The sequence below is a fragment of the Catenulispora rubra genome (assembly GCF_015356825.1).
GTDB classification, from domain to species: domain Bacteria; phylum Actinomycetota; class Actinomycetes; order Streptomycetales; family Catenulisporaceae; genus Catenulispora; species Catenulispora rubra.
The window spans coordinates 1-21,108 of the sequence record NZ_JAACYW010000050.1 but is presented as its reverse complement, the minus strand read 5'-3'; the positions used below and the strand labels follow the sequence as shown (position 1 = coordinate 21,108).

The following is a 21,108-nucleotide window of genomic DNA, read 5'->3' as shown; positions in this document are numbered from 1 at the left end:
TTGATCGCGAGAATCGCCGGTGGAGGTAGGGAGCACGCATGCAGAGCGGAAGACGGGACGCGCTGGCCGATGAGGCCCTGGTCGTGGCGGCGCAGGGCGGTGACCGGCGGGCCTTGGACGATCTGGTCGCCGCCTACCTGCCGCTGGTCTACAACATCGTCGGCCGCGCGCTCGACGGCCACACCGATGTCGACGACGTCGTACAGGAGACGCTGGTCCGTGCCGTCGAGCGGTTGGCGGACCTGCGCGACCCGGTCGCGTTCCGGTCCTGGCTCGCGGCCATCGCGATCCGGTGCGTCCGCGACCGGTGGCGGGTGGCGCAGGTACGGCCGGTCGCCGGAGCCGATGACGGTTGGGGCGTCCCGCCGGACACCGCCGATCCGGGGGCGGACTTCGTCGATCTGACGATCCTCCGGCTGGAGCTGTCCGGCCAGCGGCGGGAGACCGCGCTGGCGACCCGGTGGCTCGACCCGGACGATCGGGAGCTATTGGCGTTGTGGTGGTTGGAGGCCGCCGGCGAGATGAGCCGGGCCGAGCTCGTCGAGGCACTGGGGCTGACCGCCGGGCACACTTCGGTGCGGGTGCAGCGGATGAAGCAGCAGCTTGAGACGGCGCGGACCGTGGTGCGCGCGCTCGCGGCGGTGCCCCGGTGTGGGGAGTTGTCCGAGCTGGCTCGTCGATGGGACGGGCGCCCTTCTTCGGCGTGGCGTAAGCAGTTCGCCCGGCACACGCGGGAATGCGTGCAGTGCAGTGTCCATGCACAGGGCCTGGTTCCCACCGAGCGCCTGCTGGCCGGGCTCGCGCTGGTGCCGGTACCGGTGCTGATCGCCGCCAGGTGGGCGGCGCTGACGGCGGCACACTCGTCGGCGGGAACGGCGCTGGGAGGCGCGCGGCATGCGGGAGGCCACGCCAACCGGTCGGGGTGGCTGGCGACTCACGGCTCGGCGAAGCTCGTCGCCGTCGTCGCGGGGGTGGTCGCTGTCGCCGGTGCGGGGATCGTCTACGCGTCGGCTGGCACGTCGACCGGCACATCGGCTCGGCGGCAGGTCGTCGCCGCACCGGCAGTCGCCCCGAGCACGCATCCGCCCGCGAGCACCACGTCGCCGATGCCGACTCCCCCACCTACCTTGCGATCAACGTCTGCGACCACCCCCTCAGCGCCGCATCCCACAAGCACGTCGTCCCCCTCTCCCGGGCTGACGACCTCCAAGCTCGGCCTGCCTTCGCCGTTGTCCTACCTGTCCTCCGGCTACAACGAGATGCCGGAGTGGACACGCATCGACACCGAGACCGCTCCTGACGGATCCGTACAGGTGGCCTGGCCCGCCGCCGACGGGGTCCACGTCACACCGCTGACGGCCGCCTTGCAGCGCCGCGGCCCGGATGTCGTAGTCACCGGAGCACGCGAAGTCGGCGGTCTGGTGGCCCAGAACGACGGCTTCGCCCTGCTGACCAGGGTCCCGGACAGCAACAAGTGGGGCGACACCGCCGCCACGCTCGTCCGGTACCGCAACGGCGCGCAGGTGTTCATCAGAAGGCTGACCGGCACCGCGAGCAACGACACCGCGCCCGTCCTGGACGGCGCGCTGAAATGGAACGGGACCGAATACGGCGCGTACTTCGTCGTCCACGGCGCGGGCGGCTTCGCCGACGGCCACTACGGCGACAAGCTCGTCTATGTGAACGGTAACGGCGCCGTGGTGTCAGGGGGCTGGGACTGGGGATGCAGCCACAACGAAGGCATCGCGCTGTATCCCGAGGCCTCGGGGCCGTTCACCTCGCTGTGCTTCGACGACTGGCGATCAGGGCTCTTCGTCAGCACCGGCATCGGCGCCCCCGACGAGGCCCCGGTCGTGCAGCGCGAGCAGTGCTGGGCCGGCTACTGCGGCGGCGACTTCCCCGGGAACGCCGGCGCCATCGTGAAGTCGCCCTCGGGACGCTACGCCACAGCCTTCGCCTCCCGCGGCAGCGCCTCCGCCGCCAAGAACCCCGCCGACACCAGCGGCCGCGGCTGGACGGTGACCCCGCGCACAGACACCCACCAGGTGGCGGTGGCGTTCCTGAAGGACGGCTCGACTCCGGCCGGAAGCCCGGTGCCGCTCACCGACGAACCGGGCACCGACCACGTGAACGTACACATCGCACCGCTCCCGAACGGCCGGCTGCTCGTCTCGTGGGAAGACGTCCTCAGCGCCTCCTGCAACGCCGGGACCTGCACCGGCAAGTTCAGCGGCACGCACCTGCGCATCATCGACTGGTCCGGCAAGGCACAGGGCACGGACCAGGTGGTCGACTCGCGGATCGCCGGAGACATCGCGATCCTGCCGGATGGGAGCCTGGTCTGGGCATACGTCCAGGCCACCCCCGACTACAGCGGCCCCTTGTCTTCGTCTCCCGCATCGAGCACTCTGACGATCGCGAGGCTGGCCGAATGATATGGGCACGACGACTCCCCGACGGCCGGGGCCGCAATGCCGGCAGCCGCGCTCCGTGATGCGCTGCACGATCGGCCCGGGTCGGCGGTTCAATCGTCGCCGGACACCGGCGTGACGTACGCCCCGGAGATCCCTCCGTCCACCAGGAACGTCGACGCGGTGATGAACGAGGAGTCGTCGCTGGCGAGGAAGGCCACCGCGGCGGCGATCTCCTCGGGCTGCGCGAAGCGGCCCATCGGGATGTGCACGAGGCGGCGCTGGGCGCGCGCCGGGTCCTTGGCGAACAGGTCGCGCAACAGCGGGGTGTCGACGGGGCCGGGACACAGGGCGTTGACGCGGATGCCACGCGCAGCGAGTCGCCGTGCCCGACGACGCGCAGCGCGCAGGTCCGGTCCTCGCCCCAGGCGATCGCGGTCAGGGCGAAGCTGCCGGGGACGAAACGCTTGTAGGAGTTGATGTTCGGGGCGAAGAAGCAGGTCAGCTCCTCCTGGCAGGCGAGCAGTACGGCGATGAAGTGCTCCATCGTCGGAGAGAAGCCGTGCGCCCCGGTGCCGGCCAGCACCGGCTCGCCGTCGCGACTCCGGAGGCTGATGTGGATGTGGCAGGAGTTGCCTTCGCGTTCGTCGTACTTGGCCAGGAACGTCAGGCTCATGCCGAGCTGGTCGGCGATCTCCTTGGCGCCGGTCTTGTAGACGCTGTGGTTGTCGCAGGTGGCCAGCGCCTCGGCGTAGCGGAAGGCGGTCTCGTGCTGGCCGAGATTGCACTCGCCCTTGGCCGACTCCAGCTCCGTGCCGACGTAGGGCACCAGGTCGTGCGCGGCCAGCCGGTCGATCTGGCGTTGCAGGATCTGCCGCGGCGAGGCGGTCACCGGACGGCCGTCGGCCGGCCCTGCATGTCGGTGATCGCGACCAGCACCGTGTCCACCCGGCCGTCGGCGACGAGCGCGCGCAGCTCGTCCAGGGACAGCGGGCCTTCGGCGCGGGCGCTCACGCGCCGATCCGATCGAAGCTGAACGGCGCCAGGGCTTCGGGCCGGGAGCCGCCGAGTACATAATCCGTCAGGTACCGCCCGGTCGCCGGGCCCAGCGTGACGCCGAGCATGCCGTGGCCGGTGGCGAGGTAGACGTTCTCGCGGCCCGGAACGCGGTCGATCACCGGGAGTCCGTCGGGCAGGAACGGCCGCCCGCCGACCCACGGGTCGCGGATGGCCGACATCAAATCGTCCGGTTCGGAGAACCACGGCCCCAGATACCGGCGGCTGGCGCGGGCCACGGCCGTGAGCCGCCGCCAATCCAGCCGGTTGTTGTTGCCGGACAGCTCCATGGTCCCGGCGATCCGCGTCGTCGACCCGATCGGCGAGGCCACCACCCGGCGCTCGCCGAAGTACAGCGCGTGCTTCGGCGGCGTGGGCAGATCCACCCCGAAGCTGTAGCCCTTGCCCGCCTGCATCGGCAGCCGCAGACCCAACGCGGCGAGCAGCTGCGCCGAGCGGACTCCGGAGGCGACGACGACGCCGGAGCACGGGATCTCGCCGGCGTTGGTCAGTACCTTGTCGATCCGGCCGGAGGGACCTGCGAACCCTGAGACGTCGATGTTCTCGTGCACCTTCGCTCCCAGCTGTCCGAGCCGATCGCGCAGCGCCCGCACGAACGCCGCCGAGTCCACCACGCCCTCGCCCTCCACCAGATAGGCCGCCGTGACATCGGCCGACAGCGCCGGGTCGAGGGCGCGCGCCGTCGGCCCGACGACCGGTTCCTCGGGCATCACGTACCGGCCGGCGGACATCTGACGCTGCACCGCCAAGTGGTGCCGCGCCTCGTCGGCGCTCAGGAACGCGTGCACCATGCCCGGCCGGTGCAGCGTGGTCTCCACGCCGTCGGCGGCCAGCCCGTCGTAGAGCTCGAAGGTGCGCCGGTTCAGGTCGGCGACGGCCTGGTAGCCGGTGCGGAACCGGGACGCGCTGCTGCTGCGCCAGAACCGCACCAGCCAGGCCAGGAACCGGGGGTCCAGGCGGGGCCGCAGATACAGCGGCGAGTCCGGGCGGCCCAGCGAGCGCGCGGCGTAGCCGATGACGCCGGGCGAAGGCACCGGCGCCGAATGGCTCATGCACACCCATCCGGCGTTGCCCCACGAGGCCCCGGAGCCGATGCCCTGGCGTTCCACCACCTCGACGGGGACACCCGCACCGGCCAGGTAGTACGCCGTGCACATCCCGATGACGCCGCCGCCGACCACCACGATCGGCGCGCTGTCTGTGTCTTTCACAGTGTTCTTCCCCTAGTCGAGGGTGTCGAGGGAGGTCAGGAACCGCCGGGTCCGCTCGTGCGCGGGCCGGTCCAGCACCTCGCTCGGCGGGCCCTGCTCGACGACGACGCCGTCGTCGACGTAGACCGTCCAGTCGGCGACCTCGCGGGCGAAGGAGATCTCGTGCGTGACCAGGACCATGGTCATGCCCTCGGCGGCCAGCTCCCGCATCACCCGCAGCACCTCGCGGGTGGCCTCGGGGTCGAGCGAGGACGTCGGCTCGTCGAACAGCAGCACCTCGGGGCGCAGGGCCAGGGCCCGGGCGATCGCCACCCGCTGCTGCTCGCCGCCGGACATCTGGTCGGGGTAGGCCAGCCCGCGGTGCGCCAGACCGACCCGCTTGAGCAGGGCCGCGGCCCGCTCCAGCGCCTCGCGCTCGGCGACCTTGGCGCAGCGCTGGCCGATGACCACGTTCTCGATCGCGGTCAGGTGCGGGAACAGGTTGAACCGCTGGAACACCATGCCGACGCGCTGCCGCAGCCGCGCCAGGTCGCCATGGACCTGCCGGCCGTCGGCGAACACCGGCTCGCCGGAGATCGAGATCGTCCCGCCGTCCGGCCGCTCCAGCAGGTTCATACAGCGCAGCAGCGTGGTCTTGCCGCCGCCGCTGCGCCCGATCACCGAGACGATCGAGCCGCGGTCGACGCGCAGGTCGATACCACGCAGGACCGGCCGGCCCTCGAAGGACTTGGTCAGGTTCCCGACGCGGATGACGGCCGGGTCGTCCTGGTCGGCGCTCACGGTGATCCCGTCCTGGGGTTTGGTCGCGGTCATGAGGCCGGCTCCAATGCGGCGTCGGTTTCGGAATCGGAATCGGAATCGGCGAGCAGGGCGCGGGCCTGCGCGAGGCGGCGCCGGCGGGCCGGAGTCAGCGGCCTGCCGGCGCGGATCCGCCGCTCCAGCCACAGCAGCAGTTGGGACAGGGGATAGCAGAGCGCGAAGTACACCACCGAGATCACCAGGTAGACCTCCAGCGCGCGGAACGTCTCGGAGGTGATCAGCCGGGCCTCGGACATCAGCTCGGCGGCGGAGATCGTCACCAGGAGCGAGGTGGACTTCAGCAGGTCGACCAGCATGGTGTTGGTGCCGGGCAAGGCCAGACGTAGCGCCTGGGGCAGCACCACCCGGACGTACACCGTCGCGCGGCCCATGCCTAGCGCCGCGCCGGCCTCGCGTTGGCCGTCGTGCACACCGGCGATTGCTGCCCGGAAGATCTCCGAGAGGTACGCGGCGTAGAACACGATCAGGCTCAGACAGCCGGCCTGAAAGACGCTCAGCGTGACGCCGGCCGACGCCAGGCCGAAGTAGGTCAGGAAGATGATGGCCAGCAGCGGGACGTTCTTGAAGATCTCGGTGTAGATCGCCGCCGGGAACCGCGCGAGCCGCGACGAGCTCAGCCGCAGCACGGCGATCCCCAGTCCGGCCGCAGCGGCACCGACGAAGCTGATGGCGGTGTACTCCAGGGTGTTGCCGAGGGCGCTTTCCAGGGCCGGCATGTAGTCCGACCACGGGACCTGGATGAGGCTCATGACCTTCTCTCCTCTCGTCGTGTCTCGCCGTGTCTTGCCGTGTCTCGTAGTGGTCAGCGTTCAGACGGACGGCGGGGTCCAGTCCGCCGGGCGGTCCAGGCCCCGGCGGTCGGTCGCGAAGTCCGGGGCCGGCTTGAGGAACTGCTGCGGGTCGCCGCCGTACTTCGTGATCAGCGCGGTCAGCTCGCCGTCGGCGTACATGGCGCGGATCTGCGCGTCCAGCGCGGCTTCGAGCTTCGGTTCCTGCTTGGGGAGGTAGAAGCCGGTCATGTACGGCGCGAAGTACGAGTAGTCCGGGTGCGCCTTGATCTGGTCGGCCGTCGGCGGGGTCAGGTACTGGGTCTGGATCTTCTGGCCGTGCTTCTGCGCGTCGATGATGATCAGCGGGTCCAGGAACGCTGCGCTGATCCGGCCGGCGGACAGGTCGCTGAAGACGCTGGTGGCGTCGGGGTAGGCGTGGAGTGTGGCACCGGGGACCGCCTTGATGGACTTGATCCAGACGTAGCCCTCGACCGTGCCCAGCTGCTGGTTCTGCAGGTCGTCCACGGTGTGGAAGGTCTTGCCCGAGGCCACCGCCATCGCCGGCGGCGAGTAGTACGGCGGGTCGGTAAACAGCCCCTGCTTCTGCCGCTCGGCGGTCCACGCCACGCCGCCGATCGTGATGTCCACCCGGCGGGCCTGCACCGAGGCCAGCATCCCGGCGAAGTCCGTCACCACCGGCTCGACGGTCAGGCCCAGTTTGGCCGCGGCCGCGTTGAGGATGTCGGCGTCCAGGCCGGTGATCTGTGTTTGCTGTGAAATGCCCCCGTTGTTCTCCGAGGTGTAGGGCGCGTAGGCCTCTACGGCCACCTTGATGGCGCCCGGCTTGATGGTGTCCAGGGCGGCCGCGGCGACCGAGACCGTCTTCGGACTGCCGCCGCCGGAGGAGCAGGCGGCCAGGGCCAGCGCCCCGGCGGCCAGGACACACGCGACGAGGTTGTTCCGTCGGGCGACAGTGCGGCCGGTGGTGGAGCGAGTGGTCGAGCGAGTGGTGGAGCGGGTGCGGAACATGGGGCCAGTCCTTCCTGCAGGGATCAGGATGTTGATGGCGCTTCACGCGAGGTGCGAGATCAAGGGGACGGCCCGCGATCAAGATAGACGACCCGTGATCAGGGGGACGGCCCGTGCCACCGCGGTGTGGCTCCCGCACGGCTTCGCGATCTTGGCCCCGCCCGTGGAGTTCATCGTAGGTGCGCCCCCGGGCCCGGTCATTGGGCAAAGTGCAACAACCTGTGGCCGGATCAGCAGATCAGCTTGTACAGTGTGCCCAACCGAGAGGGGCCGAACCCGTGCTGTCGCCATCGCTCGCCCAGGAGATCGCCGCCGACACCACCGCGGTCATCGGCCACAACGTCCTGATCACCGACCGGGACGGCATCGTCATCGGCAGCGGCGACCCGGCGCGGGTCGGCAGCTTCCACGAGGCCTCGGTCGCGGTGATCCGGGACCTGGAACCGGCGGCGCACGACGCCGGGCAGGCGAGCTTGCTGCGCGGGGTGCGTCCGGGCATCACGCTGCCGCTGGTGCTGGAGGGCGCCGGCGTCGGCACCGTCGGCATCACCGGCTCCCCCGGCCAGGTGAGCCGGTTCGGCCTGGTGGTGAAGCGGCAGATCGAGATCCTGCTGCGGGAGGCGGTGACCACCCGCTCGCGGGCGCTGCGCGAGCGCGCACTGGAGGACCTGCTCGCCGACCTGGCCTCATACGACCCGAACCTGGTCGAGCCCGGCCTGATCCTGTTCCGCGGCGCCGAACTCGGCTGCAACCTGGCGCTGCGCCGCGTCGTCGTGGTTCTGGAACTCGGTACGCTGCCGGCTTCCGAGGCTGGCCACCGCGACCGCCACGGCCCGGCGCAGCACGGTCCGGCGCACCGCATCCCGGTGCTGCGCCCGGAGATCCTGCGCACCCTCCGCGAGGTGTTCAGCGACCCGCAGGACCTGGTCACCAGCCTGGTCGCGTCCGGCCGTTTCGCCGTGCTGCACCGGATCAAGCCGGACGCCGCCCGGCACGACGCCGAAGCCGCCACCATCGCCCTGTGCAACCGGCTGGCCGACCTGCTGCGCTCGCAGCTGGGCCTGGCCGCACAGGTCGCGCTGGCCGGCCCCGCCGCGTCGGTCGCCGACCTGCACGACGCGTATCAGGACGCGTGCGACGTGCTCCGCCTCGGTCCCCGGGTCTCGCCGGACAAGCGCGTGCACACCGTCAGCGACCTGCGCGCGCACCAGCTCCTGGCCACCGTCAGCCACCGCACCCGCGCGCACCTGATCGACACCGTCACCGGCGAACTGCGCGACCACAACGACTGGCCCACCCTGCGCACCACGATCATCGCCTGGTGCGACAACGGCTTCAACCAGGTGCGCACCGCCGAAGCCCTGCACATCCACCGCAACACCCTGGTCTACCGCCTGAACCGCATCGAACAGCTCAGCGGCCGACCACTGCGCTCACCCCGCGCCGGCGTGACGCTGTACCTGGCCGCACTGGCCGATCAGCTGGAGGCGCTGCGCTGAGGGGAACCGCAACACACCGAAGGCGTTGGTCGCGGCGAGATGGGGCAGACGCAGCAGCACAACCGGCCATCATGCCCGAGACGTTGCCGAGACCACAGCACGAGATTCGATGCCGGGTCGACAGCCTCCATACCAAGCCTGCATATGCGGTTGACCTGCACGGACGAGGTATTCGGCAGGCGCCGGGCCAGCGACCAGCTCGTCAAGGCGCCGGCGGCAGCAGCACCCCGGTCGGCGGCGTAGCGCTCCCGAAGTCGAGCTCGCTGACGATCTTGGCCTTGGAGAAGTCCATTACCGTGCCCTTGAACTGCGCCCCCTGGAACCAGAACCGCTCCGGCTCCACCACCGCGTCATCGAAGCGCACCACGCCCTTGGTCAGCTTGGCCTCCCGCAAGTCGATGCTCCCGCGCAGGACGGCCTCCGAGAGTTCGACCTCGGTGCCGCTGAAGCTCGCGCGGCACAGATAGAACCAGCCTTCGATGATGGTCGAGCTGATGTCCACGCGGCCGTCCTCGAAGAGGGTGTCGCTGCAGTTCACCGTCGCCTTCGGCCCGACCACGACCTTGCTCAGGTCGAGCCCGCCGGATTCGAACCGCGCGCCGCGCACGTCCAGCAGGCTTTTGCCGAGGAACTTGCTGCCGCGCAGCACCAGCGGTGCGTCGGCGACGAACCTGGCGCCGGCGAAGACCAGCTGGCCGTCGGTCAGCTCGATGCCGTCGAGGTCGCCGCCGTCGACCAGCGCCCCGGTGAAGTCGAAGTTGCCCCCTTGCCACGACACGACGGGGCGGTACGGCACGTGGTCATCGGCCTGCCCAGCCCCTTCGGGGCGCAGATGGGCCGCGACGACGCGCATGATGGCGTGCCGGAACTGGCGGTCGTCGTCCCACGCCAGCCGGTCCTCGATCGGCGCGTCCGGCGGCGGTTCCAGGACGTGGCCGCGCCGGGCGAGCGCGCACAGGACGTCGATACACCTCTGGCGGCCGGCGGGCCAGTCGTCGGCCAGGCCCTCCATCGAGTAGATGCCGGCTTGGCGGACCCCGGCGCGGTCCGAGCCGAGCTGCTCGGCGGCCGCGCTGAAGCGTTCGTTGAACAGGCGGGTGCGGTCGCGGTCGTCGGTGGACTCGGCCACCAACTGCCGCCGGTAGGCGATGACCAGGCCCATCAGCGCGCCTACGCCGGCGACCGCGCCCAGGACGACTTTGACGACGTTCAGGGCCGTCCCGGACGAGGACCGGAACGCCGACCGCGACAGCAGCCCCAGCCAGCCCAGCACCGCCACGAGCGCACCCGCCGCCAGGGCCAGCGCCGCCAAGAAGGCGCACAGCGCCACCACCCAGAGCGGCCACCGGGCCAGCACGGAGGCAGACCGGCGGCGAGAGGTGCCAGCGGTATCAGAGTTCTGCGACAAACGCGCCACAGTCGCATGATAGGAAGCACAAACCGCCCTCGGCCAGTGGCCGGGACAGTCGGGACCGCCGCACCGGGCCCATACTGCATGATCGGTGGAGTCTGAATCAACACCGGCACCAGTCGGCGACACCGTGCCAGTGCACTGACAGACCGAAACGGGTACTCCGTCGGTATGGCCGATGCGAACGGGCACTTCGAATCCGGAGCGTCGTGGCAGATCGACGACGTGCCACCGCAACAGGACCGGATACCACCGCAGTTCGACCACGTGCCCCAGCAAGCGCAGCCGCCACCCGAACCGCGTCTGCGGCACGGGCGCACGCTGCCGCGCCGCACGCGCCGCACCCGCCGCGCCGCCAGGTTCGGAGCCGCCGCCGCGCTCCTCGTCACCACCGCCACCCTCGGTCTCGTGGAGCCGCTGCGCCTGTGGAACCACGGCTGGAGCACCGCCCAACACCTGCGGGGCGCCGGCGCCGGCCGGGGCGTGTTCACCGTCGCCTCCTGCGGAGCATCCCACCAGGACGAGAACCAGATCACCTACTGGGACTGCACCGGCACCTTCGCCCAGCCCGGCTTCGATCCGGTGCAGGCCGATGTGTACGACAAACAACACGACCACGCCGGCGTCACCAGGAAGGCGTACAGCGAGGGCGACGGCTCGATCGGTCTGGCCAACTACGCCGGCGCCGGCGGACTGCTCGGTTGGTGGGCCGCCCTGGCGCTGGGCGTCTTCTTCACCGAGGCCGTCGTGTGTTTCTGCCTGACGGGATGGATCCTCGGCCACTACGACCTCAGTAGAGCGGCATCGCTCGCCACCAGAATCGTGGCGTTCGGCACGATGGGCTTGACGGTGGTCAGCTACATCCTGATTGTCACGCTGGCCATCGTGTTCGACGTCCGGCAGGGCTGAGCCGGGACGAGATCAGCCAGCGATCGCAGCTTGGACCGCGACTCGTGATGTCCACACCGCGGGACGCCGCGAAAGCACCACCGACACCGCCTCGTCTAGTTCGGTTGCCGTCCACACAGCTGCCATGGCGCCTCCACCTGGGGAACACCTGCCTGCCGCAACCTGATTGCGCAGGGCCGATATTGATCGCCGGTCGGTGGAACGCCGCGAAGCGACCCTTCCTGCCATCAGAAGAAACGGAAGAACGCCGTGGAGTTTCCGGCAGGCGTGCGTCACTACACTTCGGCCGACGAGCCCGAGGTCGCGAGAATCTTCCGCGAAACGCTCTGCCTGGGCCGGCCCCTCGACTTCCCCCTGCTCGGCATGGACCGCTACCAGCGGCTCTGCCTGAACTGGTTCCTCCGGCACGGCAGCGACGACGTCGGCGTCTACGAAGAGGACAGCCGCGTGCACGGCTACGTACTCGTCTGCACTGACCTCGCCTCGTATCACCGATGGGCCGCGCGCACGGCGCTCGCCTGGACGACACAGGTGGTCTTCGGCCTCGCGTTCGGGCGACTCCGCGACCAGGACGCGCGCTTCCACCGCTTGCGCCTCCGCGACGGCTGGACCACGGCCCGGCACGCGCCCTCCGCCCCGATGCCCGCCCTGGTCCACGTCAACCTCGACCGCTCCGCCCGCAACACCGGCGCCGCCCAAGCACTCCTGCGCTTCGCGGACCAACGCTGCGCGGCAGCCGGCCGCGAGGGCTGGTTCGCGGAGATCAACACCCGCAACCACCGAGCCTCGGCGCTTGCCGCCATCGGCCTGCACTCGATTCACAGCCAGCCCAGCCACACCCTGAGTTGGTTGCTGAACGAACAAGTGAACCGCCTCACCGTCGTCCACACCGTCGGCGAGCCCATCGGCCGTGCCACATCGGCCCCAGCCGTGCCCGAGGCCGTGGCTGTGCCGGAAGCCGTGGCTGTGCCGGAAGCCGTGTCCGAAACTGAGGCGGGCAGTCCGAGCAGCACGGCGACGGAGGCCAGCCAGACTCGAGAGCTCCTGGCGCATCAGGGCACCGACACCATCACCACGAGCTGACCGGCGATTCCCTCGCGATGCGGGACACCGGGACCACGGACGTTCGACAAGGGCGCTCATTCCAGCCCCGAGTGGCGCCGCGCGATCGGTACTACCATGGTCGTCGGTGTCAACGGACGCATCACAACGCCGTAGCCGTCGCCGTCGTAGCGGTAGCCGGACGGTTTCGCCCGAGACAGGGACAAGCGGAAGTGAAACGGCCCCCGTGACGAACCGACAGCTCGCGCCGGCCGCACCCAGCCACGGTCGGCGGGTGATCGGGGTGCTTTCCCAGCGAGCGGGTCGCGGGTGGCTGCTCGCCGCGATCGCGATGGCGTTGTGCTCATACGGCGGGCTGATCGCCCTGCCCAGCCTCCTGGGACCGCACCCCGGCCTGCTGCTCGCCCTCCGGCCGACGCCAGAGGTGCTGCTACTCGTCGGACACCGTGTCAATCCTCTGATGAGCTTCGCCATAGCGCTGCCGGTACGCCTGCTGGTCCACATCATCTACTTCCGCCTGGGCCGGTTCTACGGCGAACCGATCCTGCAGCTGCTCCGGCCGGGCCGTGCCGGACTCAGGCTCCTGAGACACGCTTGGTCCAAGGCGATCCTCCTGGCATCGGTCCTGCTGTACCAGACGACCCCTGCCGACGTATCGCTGGGCATCCTCAGGACCCGCCCGCGGATATTCCTCCCCGTGCTGATCCTGGGAGCGGCAGCCTCCACGGCAGTGCTGATCGCCGCCGGCCGAGGGCTGACCGACCTCGCCGCCCCGGCCACCCGCTGGGTGACCGGCCACGGTCCGGCGGTCACCGTGACCCTCGCCGTTCTGGTGGCGGTCCAGGCACCGCTGATCGGGCGGTCGTGGTATCGGAGGTCACGAGACCTCGCCGCGCCGCCTCCGGACCGGGATTGACCGGGATCGACCGGGATCGACCGGGATCGACGAGGAGCATGCGAGGCGGCGCCGTGCCACCTGCGCCGCCCTACACGATCACCGCCGGCTACCCCGCCAAACCCGACTCTATGACCAGGCCAATCTCAGCCAGAGACTCCTAATCCGCGGGTTCGGGGTTCAAGTCCCTGGCGGCGCACCCGTAGTGAGACCGTGCGCCGAGGGCGCCGTCCTTAGCATTGCGTCGCCGATTCCTTGACGCTTGGTCTACTGGCCGAACCGGAGCGGCGTGGGATGCCACGCTGATCCCGCACTGAAATGCGGTTCCACTCCGGGCGCACAGCGGGACCCCTATTTCGATCCCATCCCGTCGCGTGCCGCCGCCAACGGCAAAGGCCGACGTGCGGCCCGGCCACGGCAGTAGAACCCGACCACGACCACCGCTGGCGTCCCCTGCCGGGGATGCGCCGAAAGGGGAAAGACTCCATGACCACGCGCCCGCGTCTGCGCACGGCCGCCCTGCTGACCGGCCTCGCCCTCACCGCCACGCTCGGGATCCCGACCGCCGGCGCGGCTAGCGGAACCGGCGGAATCCCGGCCCACTACGCCGTCGGCTCAGCCCACGGGCTGCCGCCTGCCAACGCCGGCGGCGGCAACGGGGCCAGTAGCCTTCCGATCCTGTATGCCATCGCCCCGAGCGAGAACCAGGCGCACTCGTGCAAGGTCATCGGCAAAGACCAGTACGGCAACCAAGCTGTGGTGTGCGTGAACCTCACCGTAATCATCGTCGGTGGCCCCGGCGCCGCTCTGCCCTACGGCGTGAACGCGCAGGCTGTTCTCCTCTGCGAGAACAGCTCGAATGTCAAAGTGCAGTGTGCGAACATCTCCGAGAGAGTGGAAATGGCCGATGCGGTGAATGGTGTCGACGTAACTCAAAACAACATCTGCGGTCACCAGTACGGCGCCTGTCCGGTAGCCGGGCTGAGCGCCCAGACCGGAACGATGGACTACACCTCCATCAATTCCCAGTGCGCATCGAACCCCAGCTCCGTCTACGACGTCTGGGCCTTCGCCGTGGGCGGAGTCACCGTCATCGAGCTGCCCGGCTCGGGCCAGAATGTGACGCTGGACAGCAGCAACGCCAACGACGGCAGCAACTACTCAACCGGGCACTATTACGCCTGCTACGAGTGAAGCCCCGGGTCCGGCGCCACGACGACAGCAAAGGTGTTCTCGCCCATAGCGAGCACAGCCTGGAAGACCAACCACTGAAAGCCGCCTGATCTCGCCCGGACGAACAAGCCGCACCAACGCACAAGGCGAGCGGCGACCCACAAGTCTCAACGAACACGACACCGAATCCCAGATAGGCAGGGGGCACAGATCACCCAGGTCCGAACGCCGTCTCATGGGCAGTGGCTCACAAATCCGCTGCCCAGAGGTTCCATCCACCCTGGACCACCCCGGACCACCCCGATCCGCTATCAACAGACTGCCGGTGCCCCTACCAGCGGACTTCGAAAGTTCTCCTCTTAATCCGCGGGTTCGGGCTCCAAATCCCCGGCGGCACACCCGCAGCGAAACCCTAGCTCACCTATCGTGAGCTAGGGTTTCACGCTTTTGCACTTGAAGCGTCGGAACCTTTCGCCGACTCGTCAGCACGACCCCGACCCAGCGGACTTCGATCCGCTGACCCCCGTTCTCGCCGTTCCGCTGCCCGTTCCTGCGGATTGCGATCCGCTGGTCGATCGACTCCAGCTGAACGCGCCGTTGTGTATTACGGCAGGAGCGGCGCCGTCCGGTTGATGAAGTAGCTCCGGTGCCCGGGCACCGAGACCAGGTCGCTCACCGCGAACGCTGCTGCGTCCGGGACCACGTCGGTCCCGCCGAACACCAGGACCTCGTCCACCGCCGGCGCGGTCGGCGCCGTGTAGTCGCCCTCGACGCCGGGCAGGCTCGGGCCGGCGGCCAGCAGGAGCGGTCCGGTGTGCGCACCGAGCAGGGCGCCGCCGGCCAGGGCGTCCGGCCAGTTGCCGCCGACCGCCAGGCCGATGGTGTGCGGTGTGGTCGGGCCGGTGAAGAAGGTGCGGGCGACGGCCGCGGCCGTGGCGTAGCGGTCCGGGCCGGCGACCGCGCCGACGCGGCTGGCTGAGAAGGCCGTGCGCAGCGCGGCCACCCCCTGGTCGCCGATGCCGTAGAGCTCGGTGTTGCTCGTGACGTGCGCGGCCAGGTAGGCCGCGGTCGCCGGGGGCAGCACGCGGTCGTTCGACAGGAGGACGACGGTGCTCTTGCCGGCGATCGCGCTGGTGCCGGTCGCGGCGCCGGCCGCGAGGGCGTCGGGGAAGTTGTTGCCGGTGGCGACCAGGATCCGGGTAGGACTCTGGGTGATGGCGTCGGCGATGGCGGTCGCGGTGGCGTAGCGGTCCGGGCCGGCCAGCCGCCGTGTGCTGAATCCGAGGGCTCGGACTTGGTTCGCAGTGTTCGCCGACAGTACGTCTTCACCGCCCAGCAGGGTCACCTGGCTGCCCGGCGTCAGGACCCGCTTCAGCTCGGCGGCGACCCGCGGGTCGAGCGCGCCGGTGCCGGTGAGCAGCAGCGGCGAGTGTGTCTTGGCGGCCAGCGCGCTGCCGGCCAGGGCATCGGCGAAGCTGTCGCTGCGGGTCAGGACCGCGCCGCCGGCCTGGCGTCCGCCGGAGCCGGCGGCGTCGTAGCCGAGGCGGGAGGTCGCGACCGCGGTGTCGATCCGGTCGTTGCCGCCGACCCGGTCGACGGTGGCGTTGCGCATCGGCTGCCAGGACGGGGCGGACTCGGACTGGCCGACCGGCACGCCGGTTTTCACGCCTGTGACCGTGTCGCTGTTGACGTCCACGGTCTGCAGGTGGATCCCGGCGTTCGCGGGCGAGACCTGGTAGGCGATCTTGAAGCCGTCCGGGGACCAGGACGGGTGCGAGCCGAACCCGGTGCCGTTGAGGAAGGTCTCCGAGCCGCCGTTGGTGGGCTTGTAGTAGATGCCGACGCCCGCGAAGACCACCGGCGCGTCGTAGGCGAGCAGCGTGCCCGACGGGCTGTAGGAGGGATGGTTGCCGTTGGCCGCGAACAGATTCGTCGTGCCGTTCGCCGAGCGCACGTACACCCCCGGGCTCGGGCCGTCCGAGCGGGCGAAGGCGACGTCGCCGTTGGCGGCGGCGTCCGGGGCGCTGTCGAGGAATCCCGTCGGGGCACCGGACAGCGACGCGGTGCCGCCGCTGCCGTCGGCGTAGGCGGAGAAGATCTGCGACGACGCCGGTGCGCTCGCGACGCGGGTGAAGTAGACCTTGGTGCCGTCCGGTGACCAGGCCGGCTGGCTGTCGGAGCCCGACGGCGGCGGCGCGGTGATCCGGACCACGTGTGTGCCGTCGGCGTGCGCGGTCCACACGGCGTTCGAGCCGCCGCTCTCGGCGAAGGCGATCCGGCTGCCGTCCGGTGACATGGCCGGCTGGACCAGGATCGGCGGCAGCGCCATGCCCGGCCCGTTCACGTTCAGGACGTGGTAGCCGCTGCCGTCGGCGTGGGCCAGCGCGATGTGGAAGTGGTTGTCGACCGGAGTCTGGAAGACGATGAACCCGTTGTCGCCCTGGGCTGTCGCGTGAGCGGGTGCGACGAACACACCGGTCGCCACGACAGCGGTGACGGCGCCGAGGAAAGCTGCGCCAGCTGTGCGGAACATGGAACCCCCTGATGATTGGTCGTGCGCTTGGTTCGTGCCGTGTGCTGTGTGCTGTGGTTCATGCGGTTGTTCATAGCGGTCGTTCATGGCAGTGGTTCACGGCAGCCGGAGCCCCTCGTCTGCCAGGTCCAGGAGCACACGCGTCATCCGCAGCCGTTCGGTCCAGAACGCGACCAGTTCGTCGGTGGGCGGACCAGCCAGTGTTTCCAGCGGGATCGCGCTGAAGGCCGAGCGCAGGACGAGCCCGGAGAGGTAGCCGCCGCGAATCTGGTCTCTCGTCGCGTCGTGGCCCTCCGCGGCCAGTCCGTCGGCGTGGGCGGCGAGGATGATCGAGGAGATCACCGGCAGCCGGTCGGCGGCCAGGATCCCGGCATGGCAGAGCCCTACCAGCAACTGGCCCAGGTCGTGGCCGACCGGCAGCGGACAGTCCAGGCCGAAGTCGATGGCGACGAATCCGTCGGGGTCGTCGGCGGAGACCAGCAGGTTCTGGGGACTGGCGTCGCCGTGCGCGTAGGTCATGGGCAGGGTGTCCGAGTACGCCAGCAGCCGGTCCAGCCGAGTCGTCCATTCGCGCAGGTCGGCGATGAGCCCGGGATCCCGGACGGCGGCCAGCGCGGCGGCGGTGACCGGGTGGGCCCACAGGTCGTCCCCGACGATCGCCGGGATGAACATGTTCCTGATCCGTCCGGCCACCAGGTAGCGCAACGTGGAATCCGGTTCGGCGAAACGCGCGGCCGCCGCGAGGATCGGGGCGACTTCGCCATGACGCCGGCGCGCGGACATCCGGCCGAGCAGGTACGCGGCGCGGGCGAATCGGGCGGTGTCCCACTCCAGGACCTCAGGCTGGTCCACGTCCTCCAGCCACATCGCCGCCCGGCCCGGGCCGAGTTCGTCCACGGCGTACAGCTCCGGCAGGCGCATTCCAGTCGGCATCTGCTCGCGGAGCGGGCCGGTGTAGGCGGCGATCTCCAGCCGCCACGGGAAGCCGTCGACGAAGTCGGCGCGCAGCTCCGGGGGAACGACGCCGAGCATCGGCCAGTTCTCGGCGGATCGCAGCTCCTTGACGAACAGCCGGGCCTCCACTCGGGCCCCGTCCGGGGCGGCCAGCTCCAGGCGGGCCCGGGTGAGGGCTTCGGTGGCGATGGTGTGCGTGGGGTAGTCCACCGCCGTGTACGTCACGGACCGCAGCACCAGATCGTCGCGGCCGGCGACCGCACGGCCGATGGCGGCCAGCCGCTCGGCGACCGGCGCGGCCCGCCCGATGTGAGTGGCGCCAGTCACGGTGATCACCGGCACGGTTCCCATAGCCTCACTCCCTTCATCATAGTGCTACTATGATTCATAGAGTGATACCGTGACGACGTGGTTGTCAACAGAGAAGGCCCGACTCACCGCCAACGCCAGGCCCTCGCCACCAAGCAGCAGATCGCCGAGGCCGCCCGGGCCCTGTTCGCCGAACGCGGATACGTCGCGACCACGATCACCGCGATCGCCGAAACCGCGGACATCCCCGTGCCGACCATCTACTCGGCGTTCGGGAACAAAGCAGCGATCCTGAAGGACATCCTCAAGCGGGTCGTCGCGACCCTGAACGTCAGCCGCCAACACGAACAGGCCCGCGACGACCCGGACCCGGCTCGGGGGCTGCGCCGACTGGCGGGATTGCAGCGAGAGCAGTTCGAGGCCATGTACGACGTCATGACCGTCACGACGGAAGCCGTCCGTGTCGACCCCGAGATCGCCGAAGAACTGCGCCGCATCATGGCCAGCCGCGAACGGGGGTTCCGCCGCCACATCGAAGCCATCGCCCCGCACCTGGCACCCGGCACGACCGTCGACGACGCCCTCGACGTCTACATCACCCTGGTGCTGCCCGAGATCTACCACAGCCTCGTCCTGGAACGCGGCTGGAGCCCCGACCGCTACGAAGCCTGGCTGGCCGACAACTTCGTCCACCAGCTCCTCGGGTAGGATCCCAACCGCAGGTGGAAGCCCCATCTCCGTATTTTGATTCCAATGCTCACGCGTCCGCGGCCGCGGCATGATCTACTCGCCTGGAAGATCCCGGCGTTGCGGACTCCAGACGGGCTACCCGCGCGTCAGTCGGAGTCCGACTTCAGATCTGCCCCCACCGCCGGGTTCCAGCCACGCCGCGCCGCGGCGCAGGTCGTGGAGCCGCACCGGCGGCAGCCCAGTGGCCTCGGCCGCGTCGGTGAACACGTAGCCGGAGCACGGGTGAACTTCACGATCGCCGCCGGGGTGACCGGCGCGAAGCTCCCGCGCGCGTCGGTCAGCCGCGCGGCCGCTCGTGCAGGCGAAGCGCCGCCCGGCAATCGAACCAGCCTTGGCGCTGTGGTCTCCATATTGGTCGGAGACGAGGCGCCGACGACGGCGGTCCTTCTCGCCGGCGCGCGACGATAGTCGCGCACCGGACAGGCAGGACTCACGTCGTCGTCGATGGGCGGCCCCCGAGTTCGTCGCGCACCGCGTGCTCGACCAGCAACGGCACGTAGGTGCGAACCCGGCTGCTGTCGAAGTTGTGGTAGGCACGCCGGACCGAGGTCTCCAGACCGTCCCGGGGGACGTCGCCGAAGACTGCGGCGAGGCGCGCCGTCACCGAGTCGACCGCGTCCTTCTCTAATTTATCGTCCAACGCCGACATGACGCCTCCACTCCCTCTGCGCTCACACCGGCGTGGATCGCCGCGTTGGTACCCATGCTGCTCCTGTGACTCTGCTTGTGCCACGGCGGAGCTCAACCGGTTTTACGGGAAAGCAGCATCCGCCGCGTGTCGCGGCGGCGTCCCTGTGCCGCTACGACGGATCGGGTCGCCCCTTCCCGGCCTGGGAGGAGTCCACATGTCGCAGCGGCCCGGCCTCGACCAGCACCCGGCCCGAGGCGGCGTGGGCAGCTCCACGCCGGCGAGGTAGAGCACTACCACGCCTCGCTCATCGCGTGCCAGCGTGCCCCCGGACCACATCCGAGGGCACGTTTCACATTCCACCTGCTTGGCCGCGGCGTGATCTATGCCGCCTGGTCGACGCCCATCTGGCGCAGGACACCGCGGTTGTCGACGCGGACCCACTCTTCGACGATGCGTCCTTGGTCATCGAACCGGAAGATGTTGATGAGGTCGAACACGACGCGTCCACCGTTGGGCGGCAGCGGGCCGACCGGTGAATGGGTGAACTCGCGGACGAACGTGCCCTCGATCCACGTCTGGCAGGCCAGGTAGCCGTCTTCGGCCACCACGATCCCCCGCCGGATCGACCGGTCGTCGAAGGCGGCACACACCGCATCGAAGTAGTCGGTGAGACCGGCGAAGTCGGAGTCGAAGCCGTCCGGCCCGTGGAAGCGGAACCGCTCCGGGTCGAAGTAGGTCGCGGTCTCGGCCGGGTCCTCGCCGGACACCTCCAGCTCACCGGCCCTGACCAGACGCGCTATGAGTTCTTCACGAGTGAATTGCTGGGTCATGCCATCCAGCCTGCCCGCCGCCATGCATGCGGTCAAACGATGGTTTCGCACCAGATGCATGATGAAAACGCATGCTACGGTCGACCCGTGGCCGAATTCACGCTGACCGGCCTGCGCATCGTGCAGCAGGTCGCCGAAACGGGATCGTTTACCAGAGCAGCCGAAACAATGGGCTACACGCAGTCCGCCGTGTCCCGCCAGATCGCCGCGATGGAAGCGGCAGCCGGGGCCGTGATCTTCGAGCGCAGCCGCCGGGGCGTGGCGCTGACCCCGGCAGGCCAGGTGGTCCTACGGCGTGCGACGGAGATCCTGGCCGACCTGGCCGCCACCGAGGTGGAGCTGGCGGGCCTGCGTGACCGGCTCGCCGGCCGGCTCACGATCGGCGCCTACCCCACCGCCGCCATGGCGCTGGTCCCACGAGCGATGGCGCAGATCACCTCGGGCCATCCGGGCCTGGCCGTCGTCCTGGAGGAGGCCTCGACGCCCGCCCTGCTCCGGCGCCTGCGTGCGGGCCGGCTGGATGTGGCCGTCATCGGCGTCGGACACGGCCTGCCGGACTACGACCTCAGCCGACTCCGGCAGACCACACTGCGGCACAGCGGCCTGATGGTGGCCGTCAAGGACACCCACCGCCTCGCCGACCGCGCCGACGTCACCGCGGCGGATCTGGCCCAGGAGCACTGGATCGCCGGAGCGGGCACGCCGGGCGAACCGCAGTTCGGCGCGTGGCCGACCCTGCCGGAACCGCTCATCGCCCACACCTCGCGCAGCTGGTCGACCCGCCTCGGCCTGGTCGCAGCCGGCCTGGGCATCACCGTCATCCCCGGCGTGGCCC

At 70.0% G+C, this 21,108-nt stretch carries 18 protein-coding genes and 2 pseudogenes; 9 read left to right on the top strand and 11 right to left on the bottom strand.

Annotation, left to right across the window (positions count from 1 at the left end):
* The first annotated feature begins 38 nt into the window (after nucleotides 1–38).
* Nucleotides 39–2,435, top strand: coding sequence for an RNA polymerase sigma factor (locus tag GWK61_RS56460; RefSeq protein WP_228562430.1), 2,397 nt, complete (start codon nucleotides 39–41; stop codon nucleotides 2,433–2,435).
* Between the two features lie 89 nt (nucleotides 2,436–2,524).
* Here the strand turns inward: GWK61_RS56460 and GWK61_RS16710 are convergent.
* The 6 genes and pseudogenes from GWK61_RS16710 to GWK61_RS16685 form a co-directional block, all read right to left on the bottom strand.
* Nucleotides 2,525–2,788 (bottom strand): annotated as a pseudogene (locus GWK61_RS16710) (SDR family oxidoreductase); the annotation flags it as partial.
* Nucleotides 2,779–3,425, bottom strand: a pseudogene (locus GWK61_RS60765) (type I glutamate--ammonia ligase); the annotation flags it as partial. The pseudogenes GWK61_RS16710 and GWK61_RS60765, both read right to left, overlap by 10 nt.
* Nucleotides 3,422–4,699: an NAD(P)/FAD-dependent oxidoreductase gene (locus GWK61_RS16700; protein ID WP_323747598.1), complete on the bottom strand. Its 1,278-nt coding sequence runs from the start codon at nucleotides 4,697–4,699 to the stop codon at nucleotides 3,422–3,424. The gene GWK61_RS16700 and the pseudogene GWK61_RS60765, both read right to left, overlap by 4 nt.
* Before the next feature lie 12 nt (nucleotides 4,700–4,711).
* Nucleotides 4,712–5,512 (bottom strand): amino acid ABC transporter ATP-binding protein, encoded by an 801-nt coding sequence (locus GWK61_RS16695; RefSeq protein ID WP_194909305.1) that lies wholly within the window; start codon nucleotides 5,510–5,512, stop codon nucleotides 4,712–4,714.
* Nucleotides 5,509–6,267: an amino acid ABC transporter permease gene (locus GWK61_RS16690; RefSeq protein ID WP_194909304.1), complete on the bottom strand. Its 759-nt coding sequence runs from the start codon at nucleotides 6,265–6,267 to the stop codon at nucleotides 5,509–5,511. The genes GWK61_RS16695 and GWK61_RS16690 overlap by 4 nt, the downstream gene beginning before the upstream one ends.
* 60 nt (nucleotides 6,268–6,327) lie before the next feature.
* Entirely contained in the window at nucleotides 6,328–7,317 is a 990-nt protein-coding gene (locus tag GWK61_RS16685; RefSeq protein ID WP_194909303.1) for a substrate-binding periplasmic protein, read from the bottom strand.
* A gap of 278 nt (nucleotides 7,318–7,595) precedes the next feature.
* Between GWK61_RS16685 and GWK61_RS16680 the strand changes: the two genes are divergently transcribed.
* Entirely contained in the window at nucleotides 7,596–8,816 is a 1,221-nt protein-coding gene (locus tag GWK61_RS16680; RefSeq protein ID WP_194909302.1) for a CdaR family transcriptional regulator, read from the top strand.
* A gap of 202 nt (nucleotides 8,817–9,018) precedes the next feature.
* Here GWK61_RS16680 and GWK61_RS16675 read toward each other — a convergent pair whose 3' ends face one another.
* On the bottom strand, nucleotides 9,019–10,233 hold the full coding sequence (locus tag GWK61_RS16675) for a pentapeptide repeat-containing protein (protein ID WP_194909301.1): 1,215 nt from the start codon (nucleotides 10,231–10,233) through the stop codon (nucleotides 9,019–9,021).
* Nucleotides 10,234–10,398: 165 nt separating this feature from the next.
* Here GWK61_RS16675 and GWK61_RS16670 point away from each other — a divergent pair, with 165 nt between their 5' ends.
* From GWK61_RS16670 to GWK61_RS16655, 4 genes are all read left to right on the top strand, one after another.
* Nucleotides 10,399–11,136 (top strand): hypothetical protein, encoded by a 738-nt coding sequence (locus GWK61_RS16670; RefSeq protein WP_194909300.1) that lies wholly within the window; start codon nucleotides 10,399–10,401, stop codon nucleotides 11,134–11,136.
* A 267-nt stretch (nucleotides 11,137–11,403) separates the two neighbouring features.
* Nucleotides 11,404–12,219: a hypothetical protein gene (locus tag GWK61_RS16665; RefSeq protein ID WP_194909299.1), complete on the top strand. Its 816-nt coding sequence runs from the start codon at nucleotides 11,404–11,406 to the stop codon at nucleotides 12,217–12,219.
* 205 nt (nucleotides 12,220–12,424) lie between these two features.
* Complete coding sequence (locus tag GWK61_RS16660) at nucleotides 12,425–13,114, top strand: hypothetical protein (RefSeq protein WP_194909298.1); 690 nt, start codon at nucleotides 12,425–12,427, stop codon at nucleotides 13,112–13,114.
* A 465-nt stretch (nucleotides 13,115–13,579) separates the two neighbouring features.
* Nucleotides 13,580–14,287, top strand: coding sequence for a hypothetical protein (locus GWK61_RS16655; RefSeq protein ID WP_194909297.1), 708 nt, complete (start codon nucleotides 13,580–13,582; stop codon nucleotides 14,285–14,287).
* Between the two features lie 583 nt (nucleotides 14,288–14,870).
* Here the strand turns inward: GWK61_RS16655 and GWK61_RS16650 are convergent.
* The gene (locus GWK61_RS16650) at nucleotides 14,871–16,799 is read right to left on the bottom strand and encodes a cell wall-binding repeat-containing protein (protein WP_194909296.1); all 1,929 of its coding nucleotides are present in this window, start codon (nucleotides 16,797–16,799) and stop codon (nucleotides 14,871–14,873) included.
* A 96-nt stretch (nucleotides 16,800–16,895) separates the two neighbouring features.
* Nucleotides 16,896–18,104: an aminoglycoside phosphotransferase/kinase family protein gene (locus GWK61_RS16645; protein WP_194909295.1), complete on the bottom strand. Its 1,209-nt coding sequence runs from the start codon at nucleotides 18,102–18,104 to the stop codon at nucleotides 16,896–16,898.
* A gap of 57 nt (nucleotides 18,105–18,161) precedes the next feature.
* Here GWK61_RS16645 and GWK61_RS16640 point away from each other — a divergent pair, with 57 nt between their 5' ends.
* Both GWK61_RS16640 and GWK61_RS16635 read left to right on the top strand, forming a co-directional pair.
* A complete protein-coding gene (locus tag GWK61_RS16640) occupies nucleotides 18,162–18,770 on the top strand; it encodes a TetR/AcrR family transcriptional regulator (RefSeq protein ID WP_194909294.1) in 609 nt (202 codons plus the stop codon).
* A gap of 264 nt (nucleotides 18,771–19,034) precedes the next feature.
* Nucleotides 19,035–19,220, top strand: a complete 186-nt coding sequence (locus GWK61_RS16635; RefSeq protein WP_194909293.1) for a hypothetical protein — start codon at nucleotides 19,035–19,037, stop codon at nucleotides 19,218–19,220.
* A gap of 22 nt (nucleotides 19,221–19,242) precedes the next feature.
* On the opposite strand, the gene GWK61_RS16630 is transcribed toward GWK61_RS16635, so the two are convergent.
* On the bottom strand, nucleotides 19,243–19,461 hold the full coding sequence (locus GWK61_RS16630; RefSeq protein ID WP_194909292.1) for a three-helix bundle dimerization domain-containing protein: 219 nt from the start codon (nucleotides 19,459–19,461) through the stop codon (nucleotides 19,243–19,245).
* 362 nt (nucleotides 19,462–19,823) lie between these two features.
* Nucleotides 19,824–20,273, bottom strand: a complete 450-nt coding sequence (locus GWK61_RS16625) for an ester cyclase (protein ID WP_228562428.1) — start codon at nucleotides 20,271–20,273, stop codon at nucleotides 19,824–19,826.
* An 87-nt stretch (nucleotides 20,274–20,360) separates the two neighbouring features.
* Here GWK61_RS16625 and GWK61_RS16620 point away from each other — a divergent pair.
* Nucleotides 20,361–21,108, top strand: a 748-nt coding sequence (locus GWK61_RS16620) for a LysR family transcriptional regulator (protein WP_194909290.1), incomplete at its 3' end; no start/stop codon positions are given.